We start from the raw sequence: 24,041 nt of genomic DNA on the forward strand, positions 1-24,041 counted from the left end.
GGCGCAATGCTGGCCGGCGCGACGCCGACGTCAGTCTGCGACGATGACGTGGACCTGTGACGGAAACTCGAGATCGAATTCGAGCACGCGCCCAACGCGTACGTCGAGCAACAAACGTTCGACCTCGCCGAGCAACCGTTCGTAATGCGACGCATCGTGCGCGAATTTATCTTCGCGCTGCTGCGTGATGGCCCGCCGGGCATCAACGAGCAACGCGACGGCGCTGGTGCGAGACATGAAATACCGTTCCATCAACTGCCATTCAAAGGGGGAATGAGTCGGGCATCGATTGTCGCCCGAAATGCGTGACCATGCATCGACAGCCGGTCAATGAAAAAATTCGGGCATGGCGCAAAAAAAGGGCACGCAAACCCGCAACGATGGCGGACCAATGCGCTGCAATGTCGCGCTACGTTGTGTGCTGCTTCGTACCATCGAAGCCTCTGACGATGCGTCGGCCGACGTTTTTGCGATCGTCTGGCGCTCGCCGGGAACGGAGATTGGCATGCGAGCTCTGCAGCCCGAGCGCGACGACAGGCGGCGCCTGCTCGCCCAACGCGCGAGACGTCTGGGAATATGGCTTTTGACAGCGGGCATCTGCGTATCGTGCGGTGGAGGTGGCTCCGGTAGCAGCCAGATGGCGGCGCTCGGAGGCGGCGCGGGTGGCGGTGGAACCGGCTCGGGCGGCGGAACTGGCGCGGGCGGCGGAACGGGCGGCGGCGGCATGGGCGGCATGGCGTTCGCCACCGACGTACTGATGCACCACAATGACCTCGCCCGTACGGGCGAGATGCTGGCCGAGACGACGCTGACGCCGGCCAACGTGCGCGCTGCGACGTTCGGCAAGGTGGGTTTCCTGCCCGCCGATGGCAAAGTGGATGCTCAACCTCTCTTCGTCACGAATCAGTCGATCGGTGGGGCCGCGCACAACGTCGTCTATGTCGCGACCGAGCACGATAGCGTCTATGCGTACGACGCCGACACGTCGGCACTCCTATGGCATGTCTCGCTTGTGGGCAACGGAGAGACGCCGAGCGACGATCACGGGTGTCAGGACTTCACGCCGGAAATCGGTATCACCGCCACACCGGTGATCGATCGCAATCGCGGCGCGAACGGCGTGCTCTATGCCGTCGCAATGACGCGGGATGCAAGCGGTGGCTACCACCATCGCCTGCACGCACTCGATTTGTCGACGGGTACCGAAGTGCTGGGCGGCCCCAACGAGATCGGCGCGAGCGTTCCGGGCAATGGAAGCGAAGGCACGAACGGCGTGATGCGGTTCGATCCGTCGCTGCATACCGAACGTGCCGCCCTGACACTCGTCGGCGACAAGATTTACACCGGATGGACTTCCCACTGCATGAACGGCCCTTATACGGGCTGGATCATGTCCTACAGCGCGAGTACGCTGCAGCAAACGGGCGTGCTCAACATCGCGCCGAACGGAAGCGCCGGATCCGTCTGGATGGCGGGCTCCGGGATGGCTTCCGACGGTACGTCGATTTTCGTCGTCGATGGCAACGGCACGTTCGATCCGACGCTCAATGCGCAGGGCATGCCGAGCGGAGGCAATTTCGGCAATACCTTCATGAAGCTATCGGGTGCGTCGCTCGCCGTCACCGATTACTTCGCGATGTCGAATACCGTAGCCGAATCGAATGCCGACGACGATTTCGGTTCAGGCGGACCCTTGCTGCTGCCCGACGAGGTGGCGGCGGACGGCACCGTCAAGCATCTGGCTGTCGCTGCGGGGAAGAACAACAAGATCTATGTCGTCGATCGCGATGCGATGGGCAAGTTCGACGCTGCGGGGGACCACATCTGGCAGGAGCTGACGGGCACGCTGGGCGGTGGCATCTGGGGCTCGCCGGCGTATTACAACGGTGTGGTGTACTACGGCGGGCTCAACGACAATCTCAAGGCCTTGCCGATCACGAACGCACTGCTCGCATCGACCGCAGCTTCGAGGAGTCCCACGACCTTTCCCTATCCGGGCACGACGCCGGCGATCTCAGCCAACGGCGCGACGAACGGCATCGTATGGGCCGCGGAAAACGGCAGCACGGGTGTGCTGCATGCGTACGACGCGGGCAATCTCGGCAACGAGCTTTACAACAGCAATCAGGCCGGGACGCGCGATCAATGGGGTAGCGGCAACAAATTCATCACGCCGATGATTGCGCTGGGCAAGGTGTACGTGGGTGCGACGAATGGCGTCGCTGTTTTTGGGTTGCTGCATTAGGCGGTGCCGGGCGGTGGGCGATGCAGGGTGTTCCGCCGCTTCGCTCCGGGCTAGGCTCGAGCGCGTATCGATGTGCGCGAAGGGGGAGTAATCCGGGAACCGCGCGCAGATCACATTGCGCGAAAGTCTTTGCAGAAAGAGGAGATGCTGGAGCGGGCGATGGGAATCGAACCCACGTCTCTAGCTTGGGAAGCTAGGGTAATGGCCATTATACGACGCCCGCAGAGACCGCGATTCTACAGGGTTTTTGGTGGTTTGGGGGAGGGCGTCGTTTGGACGCTGGCGTGAAAAGTGGCGCCACTTGAGGAGTTGTTGCTGGCATTGTCCGTTCGGTGGATCGGATCGACCCCGAAGGGCGGGCCGGTTCGTTTGTTGTGAATAATGGATACATTTTGAGATTGCTCATACCACTTACGGTGAGCTAACACTGTACGGTTCGAGCCGAGAGTGTCGATCCGGCGGCCTAGTCAACGGCGAGAGGTCCCAGAGCTTGATGTTGTACGGGAATCCCGTATAATGCGCATCTATGCGGACCGTGATCGAAACCCCGACCTTCCAGAAGCAAGCCGAGCGCATTTGGTCAGATGCCGAACGTTTGGACTTCATCGGCTGGATCGCCGCCAATCCGGATGCAGGGGATGTGGTCCCTGGCGCCGATGGCGCTCGTAAGGTTCGCTGGAAGCGCGCAGGTACCGGCAAGTCGGGCGGTGCGCGCGTAATCTACTTCAATCTGACCGATGAGGAGATTGTGTTGCTCGTGGCGGTTTATGCCAAGGCCGAGCGCGAGAACATGCTCCCCAAGGACATCCGAAAGGTGCTGTGATGGACATCGAGAAAATCGCCAAGGCCATTGAGGCCGACGCCGGTGAGTCGCTGCCGGATCTGCGTCACGCGCTTGAGGAAGCCAAGGCGCGCGTCGGTCGCGTAACCACTCCCGAGCAGATGCTTGTGCGTCAGGCGCGCGAGGCGGCGGGGATGACTCAACCTGCTTTCGCCGAGCGGATCGGTACGCCCGTGGCCACGCTGCGCGATTGGGAGCAAGGTCGCTTTGCTCCCTCGGGAGCTGTCCTGTGCCTGCTGCGCTTGATTACCAGGCATCCTGAATTGACTGCCGAACTTGCTGCGTAACGGAACCTGTTGTGTCCTACCGCCCGCCTCGAGCGGGCGTTTTCCAGAGCGAAATAATGTGCGATCCGAAGTGAGTTTGCGAAAAGCTGCTGGGGCTACCGAGCCAGCAGTCTATCCGGTCTGCTGGGCAAAAACGTCCGGGAATTCATCGCCACATAGCGCAAAAAGTGCGTCATAGATTTCGCGATCTTGCTCTGGGCCGTTGGAGTGGGTGCAGATTGTTAGCGCCGGTGTAAAACCGACGCTAAACGACGGCGCAAGGTTGAGCGAATCACTCAAGAACAAAGGGGCCGCGTGGGCCCCTTTGTCGTCAATGACATCGATCAGAACGGCGGATCGCACTCGTTGAGCGGCAGCTCGTGTTGCCGGCGATCGTCACGTAGGACCCGCTGCATGTCGGGCAGATATCGGGCGCAAATCACTTCACGCAGGTCGTCGAGTAGCTCGAACACGGCGAGCGCCTGCTCGGGCGTCCAATCATCGGGCACGACGAAGCTCAGGCCGCGCGTTCGACCGGAAGGCAACAGCGGGGCTTTCATGATGTCTGCCCTCCCTTGGCCGATTTGCCGGGACTGCGCTGGCGGGCGCGTTTGTCAGCCCGCTCGCGAGCTTCTTTCAGGCGGTACGATTCGCCTTCGATCGAGATGACCTCGGCCAGATGCACCAGGCGATCGACGAGCGAGACGACGCAGGCAGCGTTGGGGAACACTTCGTGCCATTCGGCGAACGGTCGATTCGATGTCACGATCGTGCTGTTGTTCTGGTATCTGCGGCTGATCAGTTCGAACAGCAGATCCGCATGGCGATTCGAGTACGAGAGGTATCCGACCTCGTCGATTACAAGGACGTCGGGCGCAGCATAGCGACGCAGGCGCCGGCGCAGCGTTGAATCGCTATCGAGCGCGGCCAGTTCGCCCAGCATGTTGCCGGCGGTGGTGAACAGCACCGTATGCCCATGCACGAGCGCCTGATGCGCGATGTTCTTCGCTAGCGTCGACTTGCCCACGCCGTTCGGGCCGATGAGCACGACGTTGGCGGCGTCCTTCATGAACCCGAGCGTCATCAGATCCTCGATGGCGCCGCGATCACATCGTGACGGCCAAGCCCAATCGAAGTCGCATAGGGCTTTGAATCCACCCAGATGCGCTTCCTTGATGCGCCGCTCGAGCGAGCGACGGGCTCGCTCGTCTTCTTCCCACTGCACGAGCGGGGCGACCCACGGCTGCTGCGCAACTTCCGGCCAGTGGGCCAACAGCCCGTGCAAACGTAATTCCTGTGCGCGCGTACGCAATGATTCAAGCGAGCTCATCGGAGCCTCCGGCGAGTTGGTCGTAGGTGTCGAGCCGGTGTGGTCGAACCGGCGTGTCCTTCTGGCGTACGTGCGGTGGCAGACACACGGCAAGCGGCGGCGGTAGCTGCTGCTCTTCGCGGCGGCGCTCCAGCGCCAAGCGCACGGCGTTCGGGTGCGGAACGCCGCTTTCGAGCGCATCTCCGATTGCGGCCTGCAATTGCGCAGCGCCGTATCGTTCGAGCAGACGCAGCAACGCCGCCGTGATGGTGCCCAGATTCGCATTGCGTTCAGCCGCGCGGCGCAGCAGGTCTTGGCTAGCAGGGGCGGCTTTGGCCAAGCGATCCATTCCGCGATGATGCCGGGCCTCGCGTTTGACGCCGACGAGCGTCTCGATGTGAACGGGCTCTTCGATTTGCGCGCCGCGGTCGAAACTGCGAGCGTGGCGGGCAATGATCTCGGCGCCATCGAGCACACGTACCTGCTCGAGATCGGCGCGTATCGTGAGCGTGCGCCGCACGTGCGTGTGCGGGATCGAGTAGTCGTTCAGATCGAAGCGCACGTAGGGCGTCTTGCCGACTTTGACGGCGAGCGTTTCCTCGACGGGATACGGGTTCTCGGGCAGCGCAAGCAGCGTTGGCTGTTCTTGAGTAAATGCTTGGCGCACGCTGATCATGCGATCCTCCGGGCACGGGCGATCGGCCGCCTGCGTGCGGCACCAGTGCTCGGCTTGCGCATTCAGATCGTCCAGATCGGTGAACTGCCTGGCCGCGAAGAACGCGTCGCGGACATGTCGAATCGCACGCTCAACGCGGCCCTTCTCATTGCCGCGCGCAATGGCCACCGGCCTGGGCTCGAAGCGATAGTGCGCGGCGAAGGCGAGCAGCGTCGGATGGAAACGGATGGCCTCGCCCTGGCGTTCGAGCACGGCGCTCTTCAGGTTGTCGTAGAGGATGACCCTGCCGAGCCCGCCCCAGCAGGTGAAGGCGCCGATATGGCCGCGCAGGAAGTTCTCCATGCGCGCGTCGAGGAAGAACCGAAGATACAGATCGCGCGAGTATGAGAGCACCATCACGAAGGCCATCAAGGGCCGGCGCGCTCGGCCGATCTGCAAGTGACCGAAGTGCCCCCAATCGCATTGCATCTGTTCGCCGGGCAACGTGCGCAGCCGCAGGTACGCCTCGGCAGGCGGGCGCGGCCGGTGCAGCGAGATCAGATGCCGGAAGTGCGTGGGGCCGCCCTGATAGCCGCGCTCACGCACCATACCGTAAAGGCGACTGGCGGTGAGTGTCGGATACTTCTCGAGCGTCTGGCCAATGAACGGCAGATATGGCTCGATCATCGAAGAGCGCGGCGCCGATCCATGGCGCGGCAAGCCGGCCTGCGCGAGCACCCGTTTGACGGTGTCGCGATGCACGTGCAGTTGCCGCGCGATGGTGCCGCAGCGCCACTTCTCGACGTGATAGAGCCGCAGGATATGGGCTTCGAGTTCAGCGTCAATCGTCACCTTCAGAGCCTCCCCGCAATCGGTAGATGGAATGGAAAGCTCGACGGCGCAGCGGGCCAAGGCGTACGAACGGCGAACACGCATTGCCGCATAGGTGGCAATGCGTCGCCGTCGGCACTGATGCCGTGACGCGATGATGAGCGAAGGCGGCGCGCATCGACTCCGCAGCCAGTAGAGCACTGGACGCCGTCGCGAGTGAACCGTGATGCGTCACTTTATTGATTCGTGCCCGGTAACGCCGGGCGCGCTGCGCATGGGCGAGACGTCCACGGCGAGAGTGCTGGTAACGCTGGGCCGCTTCGCGCTGGCTCGCGCGGCGAGCCGCTTGCGCACAGCCGTTGGCGCAATAGATCTGGCCGCGATCACAGCGGCGACAAATGAACACCTGTGCCCGACAGCGGGCGCAAAGGAACAGGCGGCCCGTGGGCTGCTCTTGGCAATAGCCTTCGGTCATCGGCGCTCCGATCGAAACGCCGAAGACGAACGCATAGACAGGAGCGCGCCAGCCGTGGAATACTGCGGCTGCACGCGCTCCCTGTGTTAAAGCCCCTGGCTTTGCACGTTGACTTGTGTGGCGCGACTCCGGGGTTAACTTGGCGGTTTAGCCGGGGTCGCGTCGGTGGTTTCTTCGGCGCTGTGCCTTTCTACCGCAACCGCTTCCCGCCGTCATCTCCCAACGCGCTTTGCGCGTCTGCACTCGCCCTACGGGCTCCTTACGACGCGCAAAGCGTCGTCAATGCCCAGCGCAACCTTCCCTACACATCGCGCAATAAGATCCGGCCGCTCAGTGGCTCGATTCCGGAACGCCGTCGTTTAGTGTCGGATTTGGACCGGCGTTCACAGCAGATCGAAAGGTAGATGTTTTTTTGTTCATGCACGCCGAAGATCAGCCACTCCCCGGTAAGTTTTTGCTTTGCTGCGCGCTGCCTGTAGCCCTCCATCACGAACGCGTGAGCCAGCCGACCTTGCCAGCCAACGCGCGAGGGAGCTTCCTCTTCTTCAACTGCAATCCGGGCGCACAATTTTTCCAGTGACGAATTACTGCGCTCTTACCTACTTCGGCGAGGTTTTTTGCTTTCGACCGTGGACGTGCCAATTCGCGCTTATCGCGAGACGTTGGAGATGGTCGCTGAAGTGAAGGGTCTTTGCAGTACCGACACAGGGAAATCGATTCCAAGCCCCAAAGTGCCCGACGGTGCCTCGATGGTCGACCGAAGTGGGGGTAGAACGGACATCGCGGTTGGCGACCTCGTGCAGTGGGAAGCAAACGGTTTGCTGCAGTTTGAGAGGCCTCGAACTGTCACGGCGCTTCGCGAGCATGAGGGGCAGGATTGGGTATTCGTAGAAGGCAGCGAGAGACGGGGTTACCGCTCCACGAAGTCATCCTGGAGCGGAAGGGGCGTACGGGCTTCGAAGCGGTTCGGGAGGGGCAAAGCCGCACCGAAAACCGGCCGGTTTCGAGTTTTCACACAGCCTCGGTCGATGGGCGTCAATCGTGACATCTGTCTTGTTCACCGATACCGGAATCGCCTATCGCCTTCCCGAGGGTCCGTCAGAACCGACCGTTCTCAACCTTCTCGCAATCCCATTTACCAAGGCTGGCAGCTGTGACGAGCATGCCGACCGTGATAGGAATGCGATCGAGCGCCTTTCGCCGCTTTCGCGACAGGGCTGTGACGAGCATGAGCAGAAGGCCGGACCCCTCGTCCATGAAGTAGCGCCCCGACGCAAAATCGCCTTCATCGACCTTGAAGCGGGCAAAGAAGGCTTCCATGAACATTTCACCTTCGATGCCGGTGATGCCGAGGTCGTCTTCAAGCGTCGTGGCCGTCGTGATCACCTTGCTCTTCGACAAGCCGCGCTCGTTGCGCACGAACGATTCGACTTCTTCGAGCAGCAGCGAATTGCTCATAGGCGGTCCTCGGGCTTCACGAGCTGGTTGTAATGAACGGCGCTGCGGTAGCTGATTACCGACACGTCGTAGGCGAGGATGACTTCGCCGATGATCGGGACGGTGCGGCCGACGAAAACGCCGATGTTGCGCGTCCAAAGAATTTTGAGGCGTCGGACGCTGCCGAGCGTTAGCGTCGGCAGGATGTCCTTCTCTATCTTGAAGTCGAGATGCTTGCGCGCCACCCGTGATGCTATCGATGTGCCGATTGTCGCACCCTTCGGTTTGCGCCTCGTTGGAAGGAATGGCCAGCCGATGATCAGCAGTGCCAGCCCGGTCAGCTCGTCAACGCCGAAGTGCTTTGCGGCCTCGTCGAGCATAACGAGAAAAAACAATTGCGGCGGCGTAAGGTTTGTGTGTATGCCGTATGTGTAAGTGTTGTCCGACACGTTTGGTCCTCGGAGTCAATCAGGGCGAGAACGTATCAGAAGTCGATTCGTCTGAGAATAGACGGACCGGACTACTTCGTGCGAGCGCTCCAGCCAGCCTAGCCGCCGCGCCTCATGCAGCCGCTTCGTCGAGTGCGATGCGCTCGTTGTTACGATCGCGGTATAGGCCGGATAGTCGTCGCATGGACGACTCCGAACACCCTGACAATTTCCCGCCGCTGACCATCGAGCAGATTCGCGAGTTGGCCGCCGCGATCCGCGAAGTCTTTGGAAGCAATCTCCCGCGGATGGAGTTCACGGACAAGCTGCTGCTGTTTCTTGAAGGCGTACCAGGGTATGAAACAGACGCAATAGACACATCGCTGATCGACTCGGCTTGGGCGGAGTACGCGCATCGGGACCGGAAGGCTTGACCGGCCTACTCGCGCCGATGCTTGTCGTGCGCAGTCTGCTGGTTGCGGCTTGAGCAAGCACCGGATGGCGCGCCTGCAGGATGGGCGTAAATCGCATAATTGAAAAAAAGTCCATCGCCCGCACCTGAAATATGAGGTAGGTTGACTATCATCTGTTGAAATCATAGTATGGTCCGGGAAATACGCTGGGCTGATAGCCTTGTGTTGAAGAAAAAACTAGTTTCCTGAGAGAGTTGAATGAACGATACGATTCTTACGTCAGCGTTGGTTGAGACACGCCTATTCGACGAACCTGAGCCTCGGCGGATTTTTGATGTCGAGCGAGTCGCGTATCTGGTGGCAGCCCACGACTCTGCGAAGTTTTTTTGCGAGTAACATGCGAATGGCAAGGAATCTTGTCAATCCTGTTTCACTTCTAAAGTACGCTCTTGGGAAAAGAGAGGTTGATGGTCTCGTTTTAGAGTTCGGTGTGGCGACAGGAGCAACTCTCAAGATTATCTGTGAAGAAACCGCGCATACAGTTTATGGTTTCGATAGTTTCAACGGACTTCCGGAAGATTGGACGCATTTCCAGAGGTCCGGCCGTTTTTCCTCGTCAGGGTGTCCTCCGGAAAACCTCGCAAAAAACGCTGAATTAGTTATTGGTCTTTTCGAGGAGATTTTGCCGTCCTTTATGGGTGATCATGTTGGGCCTGTAAGTTTTGTCCATATCGACTGCGATCTTTATTCGAGCACGAAAACCGTGTTTCAGCACCTCTCGCCGAGGCTGTGTCCAGGATCAATCATTGTATTTGATGAATACTTTAATTATCCGGGATGGCAAGACAATGAGCACAAGGCCTTCGTCGAGTATCTCGAGAGATCTAATCTCGATGGTGAGTACATCGGGTTTGCCTCGAGTGGACAGTCCGTTTGTGTTCGTCTGAAAGCTAAGTAAATTCCATATCCGAATGCGCGTTCTCTTTTTTGCGCACGACCGCGGTGGCGGAAATGTGTTGGTTGAAGTTGCCCAACACATTGACCGTCGAGGGCATGCGTGCTTGTGTATTGGTCTTGGCCCATCAAAGGATATTTTTACTCATACCGGCATCGCCAGTGTGCAGTTAACGGAGCGCACGCTAGAACGCGAACTCATCAAGCGAATCCGACGGTTTCGCCCTGACATCATTGTCACGGGAACAAGTGTCCGGTCTCACGCCAAACATGTGCTTTGGAGAGTTGCCGGCTCGCTAAATGTCCCGTCGTTAGCTTTGGTGGACGGGTGGACAAAAATTAGAGAGAGATTCAGATCGAGGAGACGGAGGCGCGCCGCGCCCGATCGCTATGGTGTGGTTGATTCCCATACGAAGCGAACGCTCGTCAGAACGTGCAAAGTTGCTCCGGCGAGGATAGATGTCATTGGTCATCCCCATCTGGAAAAATCGTCGGCTGATCTCATCCTTGCTCGAACGACCAGAAACAAGTCTGATTGCCTGACCTTAGGCTTTTTCTCCACGCCCGCGGAAGATTCCGAGGCAGGTCCCGGAATCGATGCTGCTCGCTCAGTTCTTCCCCATCTGCACGCTTATGCTCCGATGCGAGTGTTCTTTAAGCCGCATCCTCGCGAAGAGCTCGGCCCTTGGAGGCAATGGATACGGGAAAATCATGCGAGGGAGGACAGTAGGTGCGTCCGCCTCACGTTGGTTGACGGCCAATCAACACACGACATACTTACTAGCGTTGACCTTGTTGTCGGCCTTCCGACGACAGTTTTAATCGAGGCGGCCCTTTCCGGAATTCCTGCTATGGTAATCGAGCCAAAGTGGTGGCCAAGCAAAAATTACGCGATAAAGTGCCATCTATCGGAGAGCATTGTTCGAGAGAAGGGCCGCATTCCTCAAAAACTGTCGGAATTGGTTGAGCGGACTCGGACTTCGACTCCACGGATTGTGGATGGAAGTGTTGCGAACTCCTGTTATCGTGCCGTCAAGGCGATTCGGAATTTTTATAATTTGACCTCGCGCGTTTAATTTAAGCATGCCTACCGAAAACATCGGCAGATCTCGCTTCCTCGGAGCATCGCCTAACGCGATGATCATACCGTTTCTTTCCTGCATTATTGGGTTCGGTGGGACGGTCGTTCTTATTATTCAATCTCAAAATGCAATTGGGGCATCGCAGACGCAGATGGTATCTGCGATTACATCACTTTGTGTCGCCATTTCCGTTTTGGGGTTGATGCTCACCTTGCTCCATAGAGCCCCTGTCATTTTGGGCTGGTCAACACCTGGCGCTGCTTTACTGGCGGGATATACCGGAATCCATGAGTACCCGCAAGCCGTAAGCGCGTTCATACTAGCGGGTGCCATGACCCTTGTTGCCGGATACAGCTCGACTCTGAGGGGGATCGTGTCCCGAATCCCCATCTCGGTATCTTCCGGGATGCTCGCGGGAATTGTTTTTCCATTTTGTTTGCCGTTGTTCACCAGGACATCGCTCCATCCTATTCTTGCTATAGCTACTCTGGCGACATTTATCGTTGTTCGCAGTGTCAATCCGATGTATGCGCTCGTTGCGTCGATTACGGTTTCGATCCTCGCGGGAAATGCTGTTAATTCACTTCCTGATCATTATTCCGGGAAGATTTTTGGCGTATTGAATCCTGTATTGCCGTCTACGAATGTTTTGAGTTCAATTGAGTTGGCGATTCCCTTATTTCTTGTAACGCTCGTGTCGCAGAATTTGCCGGGGCTATTGATTATTCGCTCTGCGGGTTATAGCGTGAAAGAGAGGTTGACCGTATCCTTGGTGGGTCTCGCTTCCATTGTAATCGCTCCGTTTGGCGGGCACGGTATCGGGATGGCGGCGCTTACCGCTGCAATGTGTGTGGGCGAAGATACGGGCCTCGCTCCCGAGCGTAGATGGTTGGCCGGTGTAATGTACGCCGTGTTTTATGCGGTTCTTGCGATGTTCTGCTCCCCGGTGATTTATTTTTTTATTTCAATGTCGCGTGATGTTCTCGCAACAATAACTGCCGTTGCTGTCCTCCCGATTCTTGCGGGGACCATGAGTGGCATGGTGGAGGTCCCGGAGGATCGCGATGCGGCCGCGCTGACGTTTGCTGCTACCGCCTCGGGCATGGTTTTCGTTGGGATCGGCTCCGCGTTTTGGGGGCTTCTGATCGGCGGCTGCACTTGGGCAATAAAACGTAAGCTGCGTCCGCTCGGTTAAGCACCCAGGTTCTGACCTTGGGATTACGGACGAAACCGGTTGTTGTCGATATGGTCGTTCCAGGTGCTTTGCTTCCGTCAGGGCGTTCTTTCCGCGTCTTGCGAATCTTGGCGACGGCCACTGCTTCGACTGCCCGATGCAATTCCTACTTACCCTCCAACTCGGCGATGAGAGTTTCAATCTCCCCAGCAACTCATGTCCCGACATTTTTTGCCGGTGGAGGCCCGGTCGGTCTAGCTTATCGAGTCGGCTGAAAACGCAATGTCCTTCTGTGCGTCGAGCGCCCTCAGGCGCTCGACCAACGCAGCCCTGATCGATTCGTACGCACCTCCGCCAAGCGTCAGACGGAACGGAGGATGCGCCGAGTCAGCCGCGGCGATCATTGCGGCGACCGTCTTGCCGGCATCGCCCCGGATTGCAAAGCTGTTGGACGCAATCGCCCGCCTGACGTCGCCCGCCGGGGTATCGTCGTACTCGGGCATCGGCACGGCGCGATCGAGACCGGCACCGAACTGCGTGCTCGTCGGCCCCGGCTCCACGATCATGAAGTCTATGCCGAATGGCGCCACCTCCTGCGCCACTGACTCGACGAAACCTTCGATGCCCCATTTCGTGGCGTGATAGAGACTGAAATTCGGATAAGCGATCTGCCCCCCTTCGGATGAGACCTGGACGATTCGGCCGCCGCCCTGGCGTCGCAAGTGAGGCAGCGCGGCACGAATGACCTGAACCGAGCCGGTGAAATTGGTGGCGACCTGCCGGTCAATCTGTTTATCCGTCACTTCCTCCGCCGCGCCGAATAACCCGTAGCCAGCGTTGTTCACGACCACGTCGATACGGCCCATGGTTTCGAATGCGACAGCGACATTCGAGCGCACTGCGCGAATGTCGGTGACATCGAGTGTCAGCACATGCAACCGGTCATCGTGCTGTTTTTGCAGCTCATCGAGCGCCCCCTCACGGCGCAGCGTCGCGACCACCCGATCGCCGCGTTGCAGCAGGCGCTCGGCGAGTAAACGGCCGAGGCCTGACGACGTGCCGGTGATAAACCAGGTCTTCACCATGGTAGGTCTGTCCATAAAGTGGATGGAATGGCATTGCGTGGTTACGAGTATAGGGACGCGTTATTGGCCAGAGAAGGCAATATAGTCGGCATAACCTCGTGAAAATTTGCCACCAATGAGCAAACCGACACTTGCCGATCTCACCGCGTTTTCCGCCGTTGCAGCGCATCGGAGTTTCCGCCGTGCCGCAGATGCACTTGGCGTTTCGCGCTCGTCGCTAAGTCACGCCATGCTCGCGTTGGAGCGCGAATTAGGGGTGCGCCTGCTCAATCGCACGACGCGTAGCGTGGCACCGACAGAAGCCGGAGAAGCATTGCTCGCGAGGCTTGCGCCCGTGCTCCGCGATCTTGACGAGGCACTGGATTCGGTCGCTGACGCGCGCGGCAATCCGAGCGGCACGCTCAGAATCAATGCCAATGAGAGTGCGGCGCGGCTGTTGTTGAAAACGGTGGTGCCACGCTTTCTGGAGCGCTTCCCCAGCATGGCGCTCGATCTGGTCGCGGAGGGACGGCTCGTCGATATCGTCGAGCAAGGTTTCGATGCCGGAGTACGGCTTGGCGAGTCGATCCCGCGCGACATGGTGGTCGTGCGGATCAGCTGCGTATTTCGGCGAACGTGACCGCCGATTTCGGGAACGTGACCGATTCGGCGGGTTTTGGCGTTGCGCGGTGTCGATTGTAGTTTTCCTCGCTAGTTTTGGTCGAGTTCGGGCTCCGGAACGTTGGGTTTAAGGGCCGCTTTTCTGAGCGATTCGCCGGTGAGCGTGATCCGATGATGCCGCTGCATGAGCCGATCGAGCATCGCATCGGCAATGGTCTCGTCGCCGATCCAGCCATGCCAGTGTTCGATCGGTAATTGGCTGGTGACGATGGTCGCCTTGCCTGCGGCGCGGTCGTCGATCATCTCGAGCAGATCGTTTCGAACCGTCGCATCGAGGGGAGCCATCCCCCAATCGTCCAGCAGGAGCACATCAACGCGGGCTACTTGTAGCAACCATTTGGTGAAGCCGCCGTTGCCGTGCAGCACGCGCAGCTCTTCGCTCATGCGCGGCACGCGCAGATACAACGCCGAATGTCCGCGCCGACAGGCGTATTGCGCGAGCGCACAGGCCAGCCACGATTTGCCCGCGCCCGTTGGGCCGCTGATGAGCAGGCTGTAACCGGCTTCGACCCAATCACCGAGGGCGAGGCTCATGAGCGAGCGCGAGTCCACGCCTCGGCCGGCGCGGGTGTCGAGATCTTCGATGGCGGCCTGCGGATACTTCAAGCGTGCTTGCTTAAGCAGGCGTGTGCGGCGCCGATCATCACGCCAACTGGCTTCCCGGTCGACCAGGAGTGATAGCCGTTCCTCGAAGCTGAGACTAACCGAACCAGGTTGCGTCAGTTGTTCTTCAAGGCCGTCGGCGAAGCCGTCAAGCCTCAGCGCTCGCAGTTGCGTCAATGTCTGTTGCATCATCATGGCGGGTTCTCGTTATTGGTAATAGCTGGGGCCGCGCACGTGCGCGTGACTCGGGCTGACCCAGTCGGCAGGCGTTGCCGCCGCAGCGCGGTCGCGGTTATTGATGAGGATGTCGCGCACATGGCGGTACCGGTGTACGCCCAGTTCCAGCGCCAGCGCACACGCCGCTTCGAGGCGCTCGCGGCCATAGCGGCGAGACAGCGAGAGCAACCCGAGACATGCCCGATAGCCGTGCTCTGGATGGCGTTGCTCCTGCAGCAATCGGGTGACGAGCACGCCAGTTGCCGCGCCGATCTGCTGGCCCCAGTGAATCAATCGCTGGGGCGTCCATTCCAGGTGGGCACGGTGGGCCGCCGGCATGTGTTCGACGACCGTTGTGTAGCCACCTACGCGATCGCTGCGAGCATGACTGGCAACGCGGCGGCCGCGATGCAATAGCTCGACGGCGCCCGCCGTGATGCGCGCATCGAGCTTGAGACCGACCAGGGCGTGCGGCACGCTGTAGCGGTGTTTGTTGATCTCGACGTGATAGTCGATGTGAACTGTCACCGTCTTGAAGCGCGCGAGCTCATAGGGCTGGGCGGGCAACGGTTGCAGTGCCGGTGCGTCGAGGTCGGCGAATGCGCTCGCACGACATCCGGGCAGTTTCTGGAACGGGCGCTCGTTTAGGTTCTTGAGCAACGGCCGGATTGCGTCGTCGACCGACTGGACCGATGCGAACCGGTGATGACGCAGGCGCGCCATGATCCAACGCTCGACGACCTGGACCGCAACTTCTACCTTCGGTTTATCCTGCGGGCGATACACGCGTGCAGGCAGGAATGAAGTGCCGTAATGACGCGCGAAGTCCAGCACGGTGTCACCGGCGCGGGGTTCGTAGCGGTCGGGATCGGCGATCATCGCGCGCGGGTTATCCGGCACGATCAGTTGCGGCACGCCGCCATAGAAGGTCAGCGCGCGCGCAATGCCGCCCAACCAGTCCTCCATCGTCTCGGCCGGCGTCGCGCACGCGAACGTGTAGCTCGAGGCACCCATGGCGGCCACGAACACGTGCGCGCGTCGCCCGCTGGTCAGCGGCAATGTGGGACCGGCGAAGTCAACGAACAGTTTCTCGCCGGCGCGGTGGATCTGACGCATCGAGCGCTTAAGACGCTTCGTGAACGCCTTGTAGTGCTCGCAGAATTGCGTGTAGCGGTAGGTTTGCCGGTCGGCGAACTCGGCCTGGTACTCCTCCCACAGCAGGGTCAGCGTCACACCTTTGCGGCGCAGTTCCTGATGGATGCGCCCGTAATCGGGCTGGGCGTAGGCGGCTGGTCCTGTAGGCTTGCCGAGTAGCCGTCGCTCGAGCTCGCCTTCGTCCATGTCGCAGGCACTTGCCCAGTCCAGCCCGGCGGCGCCCGCCAGTCCGACGTACTTCGTGACCACGCCTTTGGAAATGCCCAGCGACGCGGCGATCCGATCGTGCGAGAGGCCGCCGTCGAATTTAAGTCGTAAAACGTCCTTGATCATGCGCATGTTCATCCGGTGCGCGGGCATGTTCTCTCCGGCCAAAGCCGGCGAGCATAGCCCGCGTGGTTGATGTCATGCGCAACGCCAATCCTGCCTTCCGGTCCGCTCGGTCACGTTCCCGAAATGACCGGTCACGTTGCCGAAATCGTCGGTCACGATCCCGAAACGGCCGGTCACGTTCGTCCGAAATACGCAGATCAGCGATGATCTTCGCTTTGTGGTGGTTTGTTCGCCATCGTATATCGCCGAACGAACGCCGCCCACCACGCCCGACGACCTCCGTACCCACGCCTGTATTCGCCAACGGCTGCCGAGCGGCAAACGGTACCGCTGGGAGTTCCGCAAAAACGGCCAGGAGGTGGCGATCGATGTTCCCGGTGTGCTCACGCTGGATAACAACGGGCTGATGGTTGAAGCCGCGTCCGCTGGCTTAGGCCTCGCTTATGTACCGGAGTCCGCCGCCAGAGACTGGCTGGACGCGGGCCGGCTCGTCACCGTGCTGGCAGATTGGTGCCCATTCATTCCCGGGCTCTATTTGTACTATCCCGGGCATCGCCATGTGCCTGCTGGGCTACGGGCGTTCGTTGACGTGGTTAGGGAGGTCATTGCCGAACGCGTGTGAGCGTTTGTCATCGAGAATTGTAAGCGATCGTTCAGTCGGCTTTGCACGCTCGCCGTCGGCCCGGATCGACCTGCCCGGCATGAAGGCATCATTGCGGGCGAGATGGGTACATCGCTGATTCACGCGGGCGTGTAGATCGCGAGTTTCAACCCGGGGTCGTCGTTCGCCTGAAAGGTCGCGTAGTCATAGCGTTGCGCGCCGCGCTCCGGATGGATCAGCATCTTTCGGCCGGACGCGCCACCACGAATATCGTGCGCGTTCCACCATTTCGCGAATTCGGCGCTGTGCGCGCGCAGCCGTTCGACCAGTTCGACAAAGGCCGGATCGTCGGCATAAAGATCATGCGTTGCGCGAAACAACGCGATCATGCGACGCGCCTCGCTGGCCCAGTTCGCGCCGAAAAGCCGTCGCGAATCCGGTTCGATGAACATGAACACAAGAATGTTGCAATCCGCTTCGGCAAGACGCTCGAAGCCGAGAAGATCGGCCGCCGCTGCATTCCAGGCCAGCAGATCCCAACGCCTGCCCGTGACATACGCGGGAAGCTCGAGAGCCGCAATCAGATTCGTGATGGGTCGCGGCACGCTCTCGCGAGTGAAGGTATGCCGATCGCCGCTGCGTGCCAGTGCGCGCAGATGCGCCGCCTCGACTTTGCCAAGCCGCAGCGCGCGAGCCAGCGCTTCAAGAGTGGTATCGGACGGATTCACCGTGCGGCCCTGCTCGAGCCGCACATACCAGTCCACGCCGATGCCCGCGAGTTCGGCAACTTCCTCGCGACGCAATCCGGGCGTGCGCCGCCGCCGCCCGTTATTGAGTCCTACCGACTCAGGGCTTAGCTTCTCGCGCCGTGAGCGCAGAAAATCGCCGAATTCGCTTCGGCTCGCGGTTGTCATCATCGTCCGTCCTCAAGGAGGTACGCGCGAATCCCAGGATAGTCCCAGGCCTTGTTACCAATGCTACGCCTGCCAGAATGGCCTCGTCCAATGGCCATCACAGGGGAACGCAGATGAAAGCAGCGATCTTGAAGACGCTCGGCAAGCCGCTTTCGATTGAAGACGTAGCAGAGCCTTCATTGGGCACCGGCGAAGTGATCGTCGACGTCGCGGCCGCGCCAGTGCTGTCGTATGCGCGGGAAGTGTTCAGCGGCGAGCGCCGCTACCTGATCGAATTGCCGATCGTGCCTGGCTGCGGGGCAATCGGTCGCGTCCGTGCGTTCGGCCCCGACGCCACGCGCCTGGAAAAAGGCGACTGGGTTCTCTGCGACCCAACAGTGCGTTCACGCGACGACGCGCTCACGCCCGACATTACATTGCAGGGCTGGAGTGCACGCGGCGACGGCGGCCTGCGGCTCGCGCGCCATTTCCACAACGGCCCATTCGCCGCACAAATGCGCGTGCCAACCGAAAACGCCATTCGCATCGGTGAAATCGATCCCGCCGATGCCGCGAAATGGTGCGCGCTCAGCACCATGCTGGTTCCGTACGGCGGGCTGCTTGCGTCGAATCTGCAGGCTGGCGAGACATTGCTTGTGAGCGGCGCGACCGGCAACTTTGGCAGCGCGTGCGTCGCCGTCGCCCTCGCGATGGGTGTGCGCTGCGTGGTCGCGCCGGGCCGCAATGAACGCGTGCTCGCGGATCTGCAAAGGCGCTTCGGCGAACGTATCCGTACCGTGAAGCTCACAGGCGACGAGGACGACGATCGGGAACGGATGCGTGCGGCTGCCGGAGCACCCATCGACTGCGTGATGGATCTGCTGCCGCCGTCTGCGACCACGAGGACGGTGCGCGCCGCGGTGATGGCCGTGCGGCCTTACGGACGTGTCGTGTTGATGGGCGGTGTCGGCATGCTCGGCGGCGACGGTCTCGATTTGCCGTACCCGTGGATCATGCGCAACGACATCACCGTGCGGGGCAAATGGATGTATCCGTCGGAAGCGGTCGCGCTTATGACGGGCCTAATTCGCGGCGGTCTGCTCGATCTCGGACACTTCGACGTGACGTCCTTCGAACTCGACGACGTGAACGAGGCCGTCAGTCATGCTGCGGCGAATGGCGGCCCATTCAGGATGACGGTAGTCCATCCATAAACGCGGTTTCTCCAGCGCTTCGGTCAAGCGACGCCAGTGCGCCGGTTTCTTTCAAATCGGTGTAAAGGGAATCAGAATCGAATGACGTAAAAACAAGGAATACCCTACTTAATTCTCAAAAACTCTCATCATCGCGGAGAGGCTTTAATTATCGAATTGACAGCGTCTGTGCGGTGTCGCCGGAGCAGTGCGAATTCAATTGCGCACCAGCGAATCAATAAGGATTATCTGACGCGAAATTCAACAAATTCTTCACATTTGTTTATCAATAACTATGCGAGACTGTAAGCGCTCGCCGATCGACCGGCTTTCAATGTAAATCGATGGGACACACCCCCAGCTTTCTCATTGAGATGAAGCATCTAAAAATAGTTTTCTTATGGCGCAAAACCGGATCTTTCGGACAGCTGCATTGAATTACCGGCAACGCACAATGGCCGGCACGGTTCTGATCCGCCGGGCATGGCCTGCGTGGGCGTCGTGGGCACTGGCAGGCTCGCTTGTGGCCGCCGTGACGATCTTTGCGTACATGGCGCAAACGCGATGATCGGGCTGCGCGGGAAACTTCCCGTTATGCTCCAGGCCGAGTTGACCGAATGCGGTCTCGCGTGCGTGGCCATGATGGCCGCCTTCCACGGAAAACCGATTTCGATGCGCGAAGCCAGACAGCACATTGTGTTGTCCAGCAAAGGTGCAACGCTTGCGGATCTCATCGATATCGCCTCCGCTTTGGCGTTGTCGTCGCGAGCGTTACGCGTCGAGATCGAGGATCTCAGCGAGCTGCGGCTGCCGTGCATTCTGCACTGGAACATGAATCATTTTGTCGTGCTCAAGTCGCTGAGCCGAAGCGGCGTCACGATACACGACCCGGCCGCGGGCTTGCGGCGAATTTCGTGGCGCGAGTTCGATGGGCATTTCACCGGCGTGGCGCTGGAATTGTGGCCATCGAGCGAATTCGTCCGCCACAGCGAAAAACGAGATCTCTCGCGCTTCGCACCGATCGCCAAATATTGTCTCGATGCGAAATCCGAACTTAGCTGGATTTTGCTATCGGCATTCGCGCTCGAGGCGTTGTCCATTGCCATGCCGTTTCACCTGCGATGGGCAATCGACCGGGGGCTCGTGTCGTCGTCTCACACGCGTACGCTGGCCGTGCTGTCGATGGGATTCGCGCTGCTGGTCGTCGTGCAGGCGGCGATCTCCGCGGTTCGTGGGTGGCTAGTCGCCGCGATCAGCGCACACCTGAATTTCCGCTGGCTATCGAACGTCTTTTCGCATTTGATTCGGCTGCCGCTCGCGTGGTTCGAACGGCGTCACCCGGGCGCCGTTCAGTCGAACTTCGGATCGGTCGAGCAGATCCAGCACATGCTGAGTACGCGATTTGCGCAAACGATCGTCGATGGCGTCATGGTCGTCGGTACGATGGCCATGATGCTGTCGTATAGCACTGCCGTCAGCGTCGTATCGGTCGGTGCCGCGTCGCTGTACCTCGCCTCCCGATGGCTGTCGTTTCGTGCAATGCGCGACGTCAAGGCGGAAGAGATCGCGTTCGGCAGCAAGCAGAACAATCATTTTCTCGAAACGCTGCGCGGCATTCAGACCGTGCGCCTGTATGGCCAAGTGCCGCTGCGGACAATGCATTGGCTGAATCTGCTGGTCAGTCAGTTCAACGCCGGTCTGCGCAGTGAACGCATTGTCGCCGTTCAACGCGCGATGAGCACATTGCTGTTCGGGCTGGAGCGCATTGCGGCCGTCTGGATCGGCGCGCTCGCGGTCATCGATAGCCGCTTGACGGTGGGGATGCTGTTCGCCCTTGTCGCCTACCGGGAGCAATTCTCAACCCGTGTTGCCGGGCTGATCGATTGCGTCATCGATTTGAGAATGCTTGTCGTGCACGTCGAACGGGTAACCGACATTACCGATCACGCGCCCGAACCCAACGAAGCAGTGGCGGGCTGCTTGTCGCCGATCGACCACGATCGTCTGGAGGCGAGCGTCGAGTTGCGCGGCGTCAGTTTCCGATATGCGCCGTCCGAGCCATGGGTATTGAAGCGCGTCGATCTGCGCATCGAGCCCGGCGAAAGCGTCGCCATTACCGGCCCATCCGGGGGCGGTAAATCGACGTTGGCAAAAATCTTGTTAGGGCTACTCGAACCCGTGGAAGGAGAAGTGCTGTTTGGCGGGCGGCGTATCGACGAGATCGGATTGACACCTTTTCGTCGTCTCGTCGGCACCGTGATGCAGGACGACACCGTGTTCGGCGGCACGATTGCCGAGAACATCAGCTTCTTTGCCGCGGACGTCGATATCGAGCGCATCGAAGCCTGTGCCGCGCTCGCCGGGCTCCATGCGGAAATCGATCGCATGCCGATGGGTTACGACAGCCTCGTGGGCGCGGGCGGATGTTTGCTGTCGGGAGGCCAGAAGCAGCGCCTGCTGCTGGCGCGTGCGCTCTACAAACAACCCCGCCTGCTGCTGCTCGACGAAGCCACGAGCCATCTGGATACCGCGAATGAAACCGCCATCAATGCGGCCGTGCGCGCGATGCAACTGACTCGCATCGTCATTGCCCATCGGCCGCAGACGATTGCGTCGGCCGAGCGCGTGTTCCGGCTCGAGCACGGCCGCGTAGATCTTGTCGACGATGACGAGGCACACCGGGGCCAGGATGCCGGCGCGATCGGCACCCACCACGCTCATAGGGAGACCGCCTGATGACCTATCACGTTCTGTCGGGATTGCCGCGCTCGGGATCGACGCTGCTGGCGGCGCTGCTTCGGCAGAATCCTCGTATCCACGCGGATATGACGAGCCCCGTCGCCCAGCTCTACATTGCGCAGTTACAGGCGATGAATGCATCGGTCGAGATGCACCATCATTTTGATACGGCACGACGGCGACGGCTGTTGCGGGCGGTTTTCGATGCCTACTACGGCGATGCGGAAGGACGGCCGGTTGTGATCGATACGCATCGCTCATGGAGCTGCATGCTGCCGGGATTGGTCGATCTGTTTCCGGCGACACGGGCGATTTGCTGCGTCCGGAATGTCGGCTGGGTGATCGACAGCCTCGAGCGGCTCGCGCGCAAGCATCCCCATCGATTGTCCGCATTGTTCGGCAACCGGGCGGACGTGACGGTGTACGAGCGCGTCGAGGCGCTGTGCGCGAGCAACGGTATGGTGGGCTACGCGCTCGATGCACTGAAGCAGGCTTGCTATGGCGCCGAAGCCGGACGGGTGCTCGTGGTGCGCTACGAAACGTTGTGCCGCGAGCCCGCCCGGGTGCTCGCTCGCATTTATGCGCATCTTGATGAAGTGCCTTTCGAACACGACACGGCAAACGTTCAATACGACGCTGAGAGCTTCGACCTCGCCGTGAATACGCCGGGGCTGCATCAGGTGCGGCGCGGCGTGTCGTTCGAGCCGCGTGACACGGTCTTGCCGCCCGATATGTTCGCGCATCTGGAGTCGTTCAATTTCTGGGAACGCCCCGATGTGGAGGCACACGGCATCGCGATTGTATGACTTCGATCGATACCCGCACGATCGAAGGCACTGAAGCCTTTAATTGCGGGATTTACGAGGATATTCACCATGAATGAAAAGAACCAGGTCGAGCGCCAGGCAGCTGAATCGCTCACGCGCGAAAAGATCCGCACGCCGATGACGCTCCGTGAAGGTCGCTCGTCGTCGCTGCGGACGCTGACCGCCGAGGAAATCCAAGGCGTGCGCGGTGGGTATAGCGACCCGGGCCCGAACTGCAACCGTTGGGGATACGGCTGCTAAATAGCGGTGAGATGACGCGCGCCGGAAGGCGTGCGTCTCCGTACCCCTCAGAGATTGGAAGCACAGCGGCTCCTCTCCCGCACCTGCGGACTTGTTACGATCCTCGGCTTGTACACCCACATCCGCCGGCTCCTTGTCGTGGGACACCTTCTCGTCATTGACTTGCGGAAAATCGTGACAACGTTTGTGAGTCCCATTTTCCAATAGCAAGTGCCTTATAAAGCATGCCGACGGTCAAGGTTTCTCGCTTCAATGAGTGCGATTTTCTTAGTACCTTCATCATCAGGTGATACAGAATCCCCTCGCCTTCCATGAGGAAGTAGCGATGAAAGTCGTAATCACCCCTATCCAAATGGAACGCTTCAAAGAAGTGCTGCATGAACTCGTCAGCATCGTCTCCCTGTTGGCCCAAATCGTATTCGATCGTCGATTCGGGCGTTATGGGCTTCTTCGGCGATACGCACGCTTCCTTTCTAACAAACGACTCGAGGTCTTCCCAGGTATGGTTTGCCATTAAAACACCCTATCCTCAGGCGAAACGATGCGGTTGTATTGAATGACGGTGTGATACCCGATCTCGGCAACATCGTTTGCCAAGAGGACCCAACCGACGCCCGGCAGCGTTCGACCGACAAACGTGCTGAGCTTGTCAGTCAAAATCCAACGAAGCCGCTTTATGCTGTTCAGCGTGAAAGTCGAACAGCCGACGAAACGCCGCCTGTTCGCAGGCTGGATCGTATCAAAAAGCCGGAACGTCGGTGGATCCGTCTGAGGAATCGGACCGCGACGGGATGGGGCGGTCATATCGTCCTGCGTGAAACGCAGCCATCGACACAGATCCCGGGACCTCGTGATTCGTAAGCAGATGAGCTAGCGTTGCCGACTCCGACGTAGCGATGGATAGTCGATTTCCTAAAGCGTCGTTCGTCGTGTGTATAGGGCGGCGGTTGTGGCACTGCGGTTCCGACGTCGCTTTGGCGCCCCTAGTCATTCTTAACGCGCACGGAGATCGTTCATGACTTACGTAGATGGATTTGTCGCCGCGGTGCCCACGGCCAATCGTGAAATGTACCGGAAGCATGCCGAATCGGCAGCGGCCGTCTTCAAGGAACACGGCGCATTGAAGGTGGTCGAGTGCTGGGGAGATGACGTCCCGGAAGGGAAGGTGACGTCTTTTCCGATGGCGGTCAAACGGCAGCATGACGAGGCGGTGGTGTTCTCTTGGGTTGTCTGGCCTTCGCGTCAGGCACGAGACCAGGGAATGAAAGCGGTGATGGCCGACCGACGGCTGCAGCTTGGCACGAATCCGATGCCTTTCGACGGTAAGCGGCTGATCTACGGCGGGTTTGAAGTGATCATGGACGCGTGAGTGGCCGAACAAGGCGG

At 59.9% G+C, this 24,041-nt stretch carries 25 protein-coding genes, 1 tRNA gene and 1 pseudogene; 13 read left to right on the top strand and 14 right to left on the bottom strand.

Going from position 1 to position 24,041, the window contains the following annotated elements; all coding sequences use genetic code 11:
• Positions 1-30: 30 nt before the first annotated feature.
• Positions 31-237, bottom strand: coding sequence for a hypothetical protein (locus ACR9ZC_RS11585; RefSeq protein WP_440561260.1), 207 nt, complete (start codon positions 235-237; stop codon positions 31-33).
• Between the two features lie 268 nt (positions 238-505).
• Here ACR9ZC_RS11585 and ACR9ZC_RS11590 point away from each other — a divergent pair, with 268 nt between their 5' ends.
• Positions 506-2,245, top strand: coding sequence for a pyrrolo-quinoline quinone (locus ACR9ZC_RS11590; protein ID WP_331571590.1), 1,740 nt, complete (start codon positions 506-508; stop codon positions 2,243-2,245).
• A 148-nt stretch (positions 2,246-2,393) separates the two neighbouring features.
• Here ACR9ZC_RS11590 and ACR9ZC_RS11595 read toward each other — a convergent pair.
• A tRNA-Gly gene (locus ACR9ZC_RS11595) sits at positions 2,394-2,468 on the bottom strand.
• Positions 2,469-2,771: 303 nt separating this feature from the next.
• On the opposite strand from ACR9ZC_RS11595, the gene ACR9ZC_RS11600 reads away from it, so the two are divergent.
• Positions 2,772-3,068 carry a DNA-binding protein gene (locus tag ACR9ZC_RS11600; RefSeq protein ID WP_331571588.1) on the top strand — a complete coding sequence of 99 codons (297 nt, stop codon included), beginning with the start codon at positions 2,772-2,774 and terminating at the stop codon, positions 3,066-3,068.
• On the top strand, positions 3,068-3,373 hold the full coding sequence (locus ACR9ZC_RS11605) for a helix-turn-helix domain-containing protein (protein WP_331571586.1): 306 nt from the start codon (positions 3,068-3,070) through the stop codon (positions 3,371-3,373). Before ACR9ZC_RS11600 ends, ACR9ZC_RS11605 begins: the two co-directional genes overlap by 1 nt.
• Positions 3,374-3,696: 323 nt before the next feature.
• Here ACR9ZC_RS11605 and ACR9ZC_RS11610 read toward each other — a convergent pair whose 3' ends face one another.
• The 6 genes from ACR9ZC_RS11610 to ACR9ZC_RS11635 form a co-directional block, all read right to left on the bottom strand.
• Positions 3,697-3,912, bottom strand: coding sequence for a hypothetical protein (locus ACR9ZC_RS11610; protein ID WP_481580380.1), 216 nt, complete (start codon positions 3,910-3,912; stop codon positions 3,697-3,699).
• Positions 3,909-4,682, bottom strand: a complete 774-nt coding sequence (gene istB, locus ACR9ZC_RS11615) for an IS21-like element helper ATPase IstB (RefSeq protein ID WP_481580381.1) — start codon at positions 4,680-4,682, stop codon at positions 3,909-3,911. The genes ACR9ZC_RS11610 and istB (ACR9ZC_RS11615) overlap by 4 nt, the downstream gene beginning before the upstream one ends.
• Positions 4,669-6,168 carry an IS21 family transposase gene (istA, locus tag ACR9ZC_RS11620; protein ID WP_481580382.1) on the bottom strand — a complete coding sequence of 500 codons (1,500 nt, stop codon included), beginning with the start codon at positions 6,166-6,168 and terminating at the stop codon, positions 4,669-4,671. Before istA (ACR9ZC_RS11620) ends, istB (ACR9ZC_RS11615) begins: the two co-directional genes overlap by 14 nt.
• The gene (locus ACR9ZC_RS11625; protein WP_481580383.1) at positions 6,158-6,622 is read right to left on the bottom strand and encodes a hypothetical protein; all 465 of its coding nucleotides are present in this window, start codon (positions 6,620-6,622) and stop codon (positions 6,158-6,160) included. The genes istA (ACR9ZC_RS11620) and ACR9ZC_RS11625 overlap by 11 nt, the downstream gene beginning before the upstream one ends.
• A gap of 1,098 nt (positions 6,623-7,720) precedes the next feature.
• Positions 7,721-8,080 carry a DUF1493 family protein gene (locus tag ACR9ZC_RS11630; protein ID WP_481580384.1) on the bottom strand — a complete coding sequence of 120 codons (360 nt, stop codon included), beginning with the start codon at positions 8,078-8,080 and terminating at the stop codon, positions 7,721-7,723.
• Positions 8,077-8,508, bottom strand: coding sequence for an STM2901 family protein (locus tag ACR9ZC_RS11635; RefSeq protein WP_481580385.1), 432 nt, complete (start codon positions 8,506-8,508; stop codon positions 8,077-8,079). Before ACR9ZC_RS11635 ends, ACR9ZC_RS11630 begins: the two co-directional genes overlap by 4 nt.
• A 182-nt stretch (positions 8,509-8,690) precedes the next feature.
• Here ACR9ZC_RS11635 and ACR9ZC_RS11640 point away from each other — a divergent pair, with 182 nt between their 5' ends.
• The 3 genes from ACR9ZC_RS11640 to ACR9ZC_RS11650 all read left to right on the top strand — a co-directional run bounded on the left by ACR9ZC_RS11640 (position 8,691) and on the right by ACR9ZC_RS11650 (position 12,131).
• A complete protein-coding gene (locus tag ACR9ZC_RS11640) occupies positions 8,691-8,921 on the top strand; it encodes a hypothetical protein (RefSeq protein ID WP_481580386.1) in 231 nt (76 codons plus the stop codon).
• Positions 8,922-9,303: 382 nt separating this feature from the next.
• The gene (locus ACR9ZC_RS11645) at positions 9,304-9,858 is read left to right on the top strand and encodes a class I SAM-dependent methyltransferase (RefSeq protein ID WP_481580387.1); all 555 of its coding nucleotides are present in this window, start codon (positions 9,304-9,306) and stop codon (positions 9,856-9,858) included.
• A 1,079-nt stretch (positions 9,859-10,937) separates the two neighbouring features.
• Positions 10,938-12,131 carry a benzoate/H(+) symporter BenE family transporter gene (locus ACR9ZC_RS11650; RefSeq protein WP_481580388.1) on the top strand — a complete coding sequence of 398 codons (1,194 nt, stop codon included), beginning with the start codon at positions 10,938-10,940 and terminating at the stop codon, positions 12,129-12,131.
• Between the two features lie 233 nt (positions 12,132-12,364).
• Here the strand turns inward: ACR9ZC_RS11650 and ACR9ZC_RS11655 are convergent, their stop codons facing one another.
• Positions 12,365-13,195 carry an SDR family oxidoreductase gene (locus tag ACR9ZC_RS11655; protein ID WP_481580389.1) on the bottom strand — a complete coding sequence of 277 codons (831 nt, stop codon included), beginning with the start codon at positions 13,193-13,195 and terminating at the stop codon, positions 12,365-12,367.
• Positions 13,196-13,310: 115 nt separating this feature from the next.
• Here ACR9ZC_RS11655 and ACR9ZC_RS11660 point away from each other — a divergent pair, with 115 nt between their 5' ends.
• A complete protein-coding gene (locus ACR9ZC_RS11660; protein WP_481580390.1) occupies positions 13,311-13,814 on the top strand; it encodes a LysR family transcriptional regulator in 504 nt (167 codons plus the stop codon).
• A 71-nt stretch (positions 13,815-13,885) separates the two neighbouring features.
• Here ACR9ZC_RS11660 and istB (ACR9ZC_RS11665) read toward each other — a convergent pair whose 3' ends face one another.
• Both istB (ACR9ZC_RS11665) and istA (ACR9ZC_RS11670) read right to left on the bottom strand, forming a co-directional pair.
• The gene (gene istB, locus ACR9ZC_RS11665; protein ID WP_481580255.1) at positions 13,886-14,653 is read right to left on the bottom strand and encodes an IS21-like element helper ATPase IstB; all 768 of its coding nucleotides are present in this window, start codon (positions 14,651-14,653) and stop codon (positions 13,886-13,888) included.
• A 12-nt stretch (positions 14,654-14,665) separates the two neighbouring features.
• On the bottom strand, positions 14,666-16,189 hold the full coding sequence (gene istA / locus ACR9ZC_RS11670) for an IS21 family transposase (protein ID WP_481580254.1): 1,524 nt from the start codon (positions 16,187-16,189) through the stop codon (positions 14,666-14,668).
• A gap of 109 nt (positions 16,190-16,298) precedes the next feature.
• Here istA (ACR9ZC_RS11670) and ACR9ZC_RS11675 point away from each other — a divergent pair, with 109 nt between their 5' ends.
• Positions 16,299-16,784 (top strand): LysR substrate-binding domain-containing protein, encoded by a 486-nt coding sequence (locus tag ACR9ZC_RS11675; protein WP_481580391.1) that lies wholly within the window; start codon positions 16,299-16,301, stop codon positions 16,782-16,784.
• Positions 16,785-16,903: 119 nt separating this feature from the next.
• On the opposite strand, the gene ACR9ZC_RS11680 is transcribed toward ACR9ZC_RS11675, so the two are convergent.
• Positions 16,904-17,680 (bottom strand): helix-turn-helix transcriptional regulator, encoded by a 777-nt coding sequence (locus ACR9ZC_RS11680; RefSeq protein WP_481580392.1) that lies wholly within the window; start codon positions 17,678-17,680, stop codon positions 16,904-16,906.
• 110 nt (positions 17,681-17,790) lie between these two features.
• Between ACR9ZC_RS11680 and ACR9ZC_RS11685 the strand changes: the two genes are divergently transcribed.
• The 4 genes from ACR9ZC_RS11685 to ACR9ZC_RS11700 all read left to right on the top strand — a co-directional run bounded on the left by ACR9ZC_RS11685 (position 17,791) and on the right by ACR9ZC_RS11700 (position 22,655).
• Positions 17,791-18,870: a zinc-binding dehydrogenase gene (locus ACR9ZC_RS11685; RefSeq protein ID WP_481580393.1), complete on the top strand. Its 1,080-nt coding sequence runs from the start codon at positions 17,791-17,793 to the stop codon at positions 18,868-18,870.
• A 573-nt stretch (positions 18,871-19,443) separates the two neighbouring features.
• Complete coding sequence (locus ACR9ZC_RS11690; protein ID WP_481580394.1) at positions 19,444-21,585, top strand: peptidase domain-containing ABC transporter; 2,142 nt, start codon at positions 19,444-19,446, stop codon at positions 21,583-21,585.
• Entirely contained in the window at positions 21,585-22,394 is an 810-nt protein-coding gene (locus tag ACR9ZC_RS11695) for a sulfotransferase family protein (RefSeq protein WP_481580395.1), read from the top strand. Before ACR9ZC_RS11690 ends, ACR9ZC_RS11695 begins: the two co-directional genes overlap by 1 nt.
• 69 nt (positions 22,395-22,463) lie before the next feature.
• On the top strand, positions 22,464-22,655 hold the full coding sequence (locus tag ACR9ZC_RS11700; RefSeq protein ID WP_440561391.1) for a hypothetical protein: 192 nt from the start codon (positions 22,464-22,466) through the stop codon (positions 22,653-22,655).
• 154 nt (positions 22,656-22,809) lie between these two features.
• On the opposite strand, the gene ACR9ZC_RS11705 is transcribed toward ACR9ZC_RS11700, so the two are convergent.
• Both ACR9ZC_RS11705 and ACR9ZC_RS11710 read right to left on the bottom strand, forming a co-directional pair.
• A complete protein-coding gene (locus ACR9ZC_RS11705) occupies positions 22,810-23,169 on the bottom strand; it encodes a DUF1493 family protein (RefSeq protein WP_481580396.1) in 360 nt (119 codons plus the stop codon).
• Positions 23,169-23,351, bottom strand: a pseudogene (locus ACR9ZC_RS11710) (STM2901 family protein); the annotation flags it as partial. The pseudogene ACR9ZC_RS11710 and the gene ACR9ZC_RS11705, both read right to left, overlap by 1 nt.
• Positions 23,352-23,670: 319 nt before the next feature.
• Between ACR9ZC_RS11710 and ACR9ZC_RS11715 the strand changes: the two are divergent.
• Positions 23,671-24,024, top strand: a complete 354-nt coding sequence (locus ACR9ZC_RS11715) for a DUF1428 domain-containing protein (protein WP_481580397.1) — start codon at positions 23,671-23,673, stop codon at positions 24,022-24,024.
• Positions 24,025-24,041 lie beyond the last annotated feature (17 nt).

It is taken from the genome of Trinickia sp. HAY1-2D, from assembly GCF_056754935.1.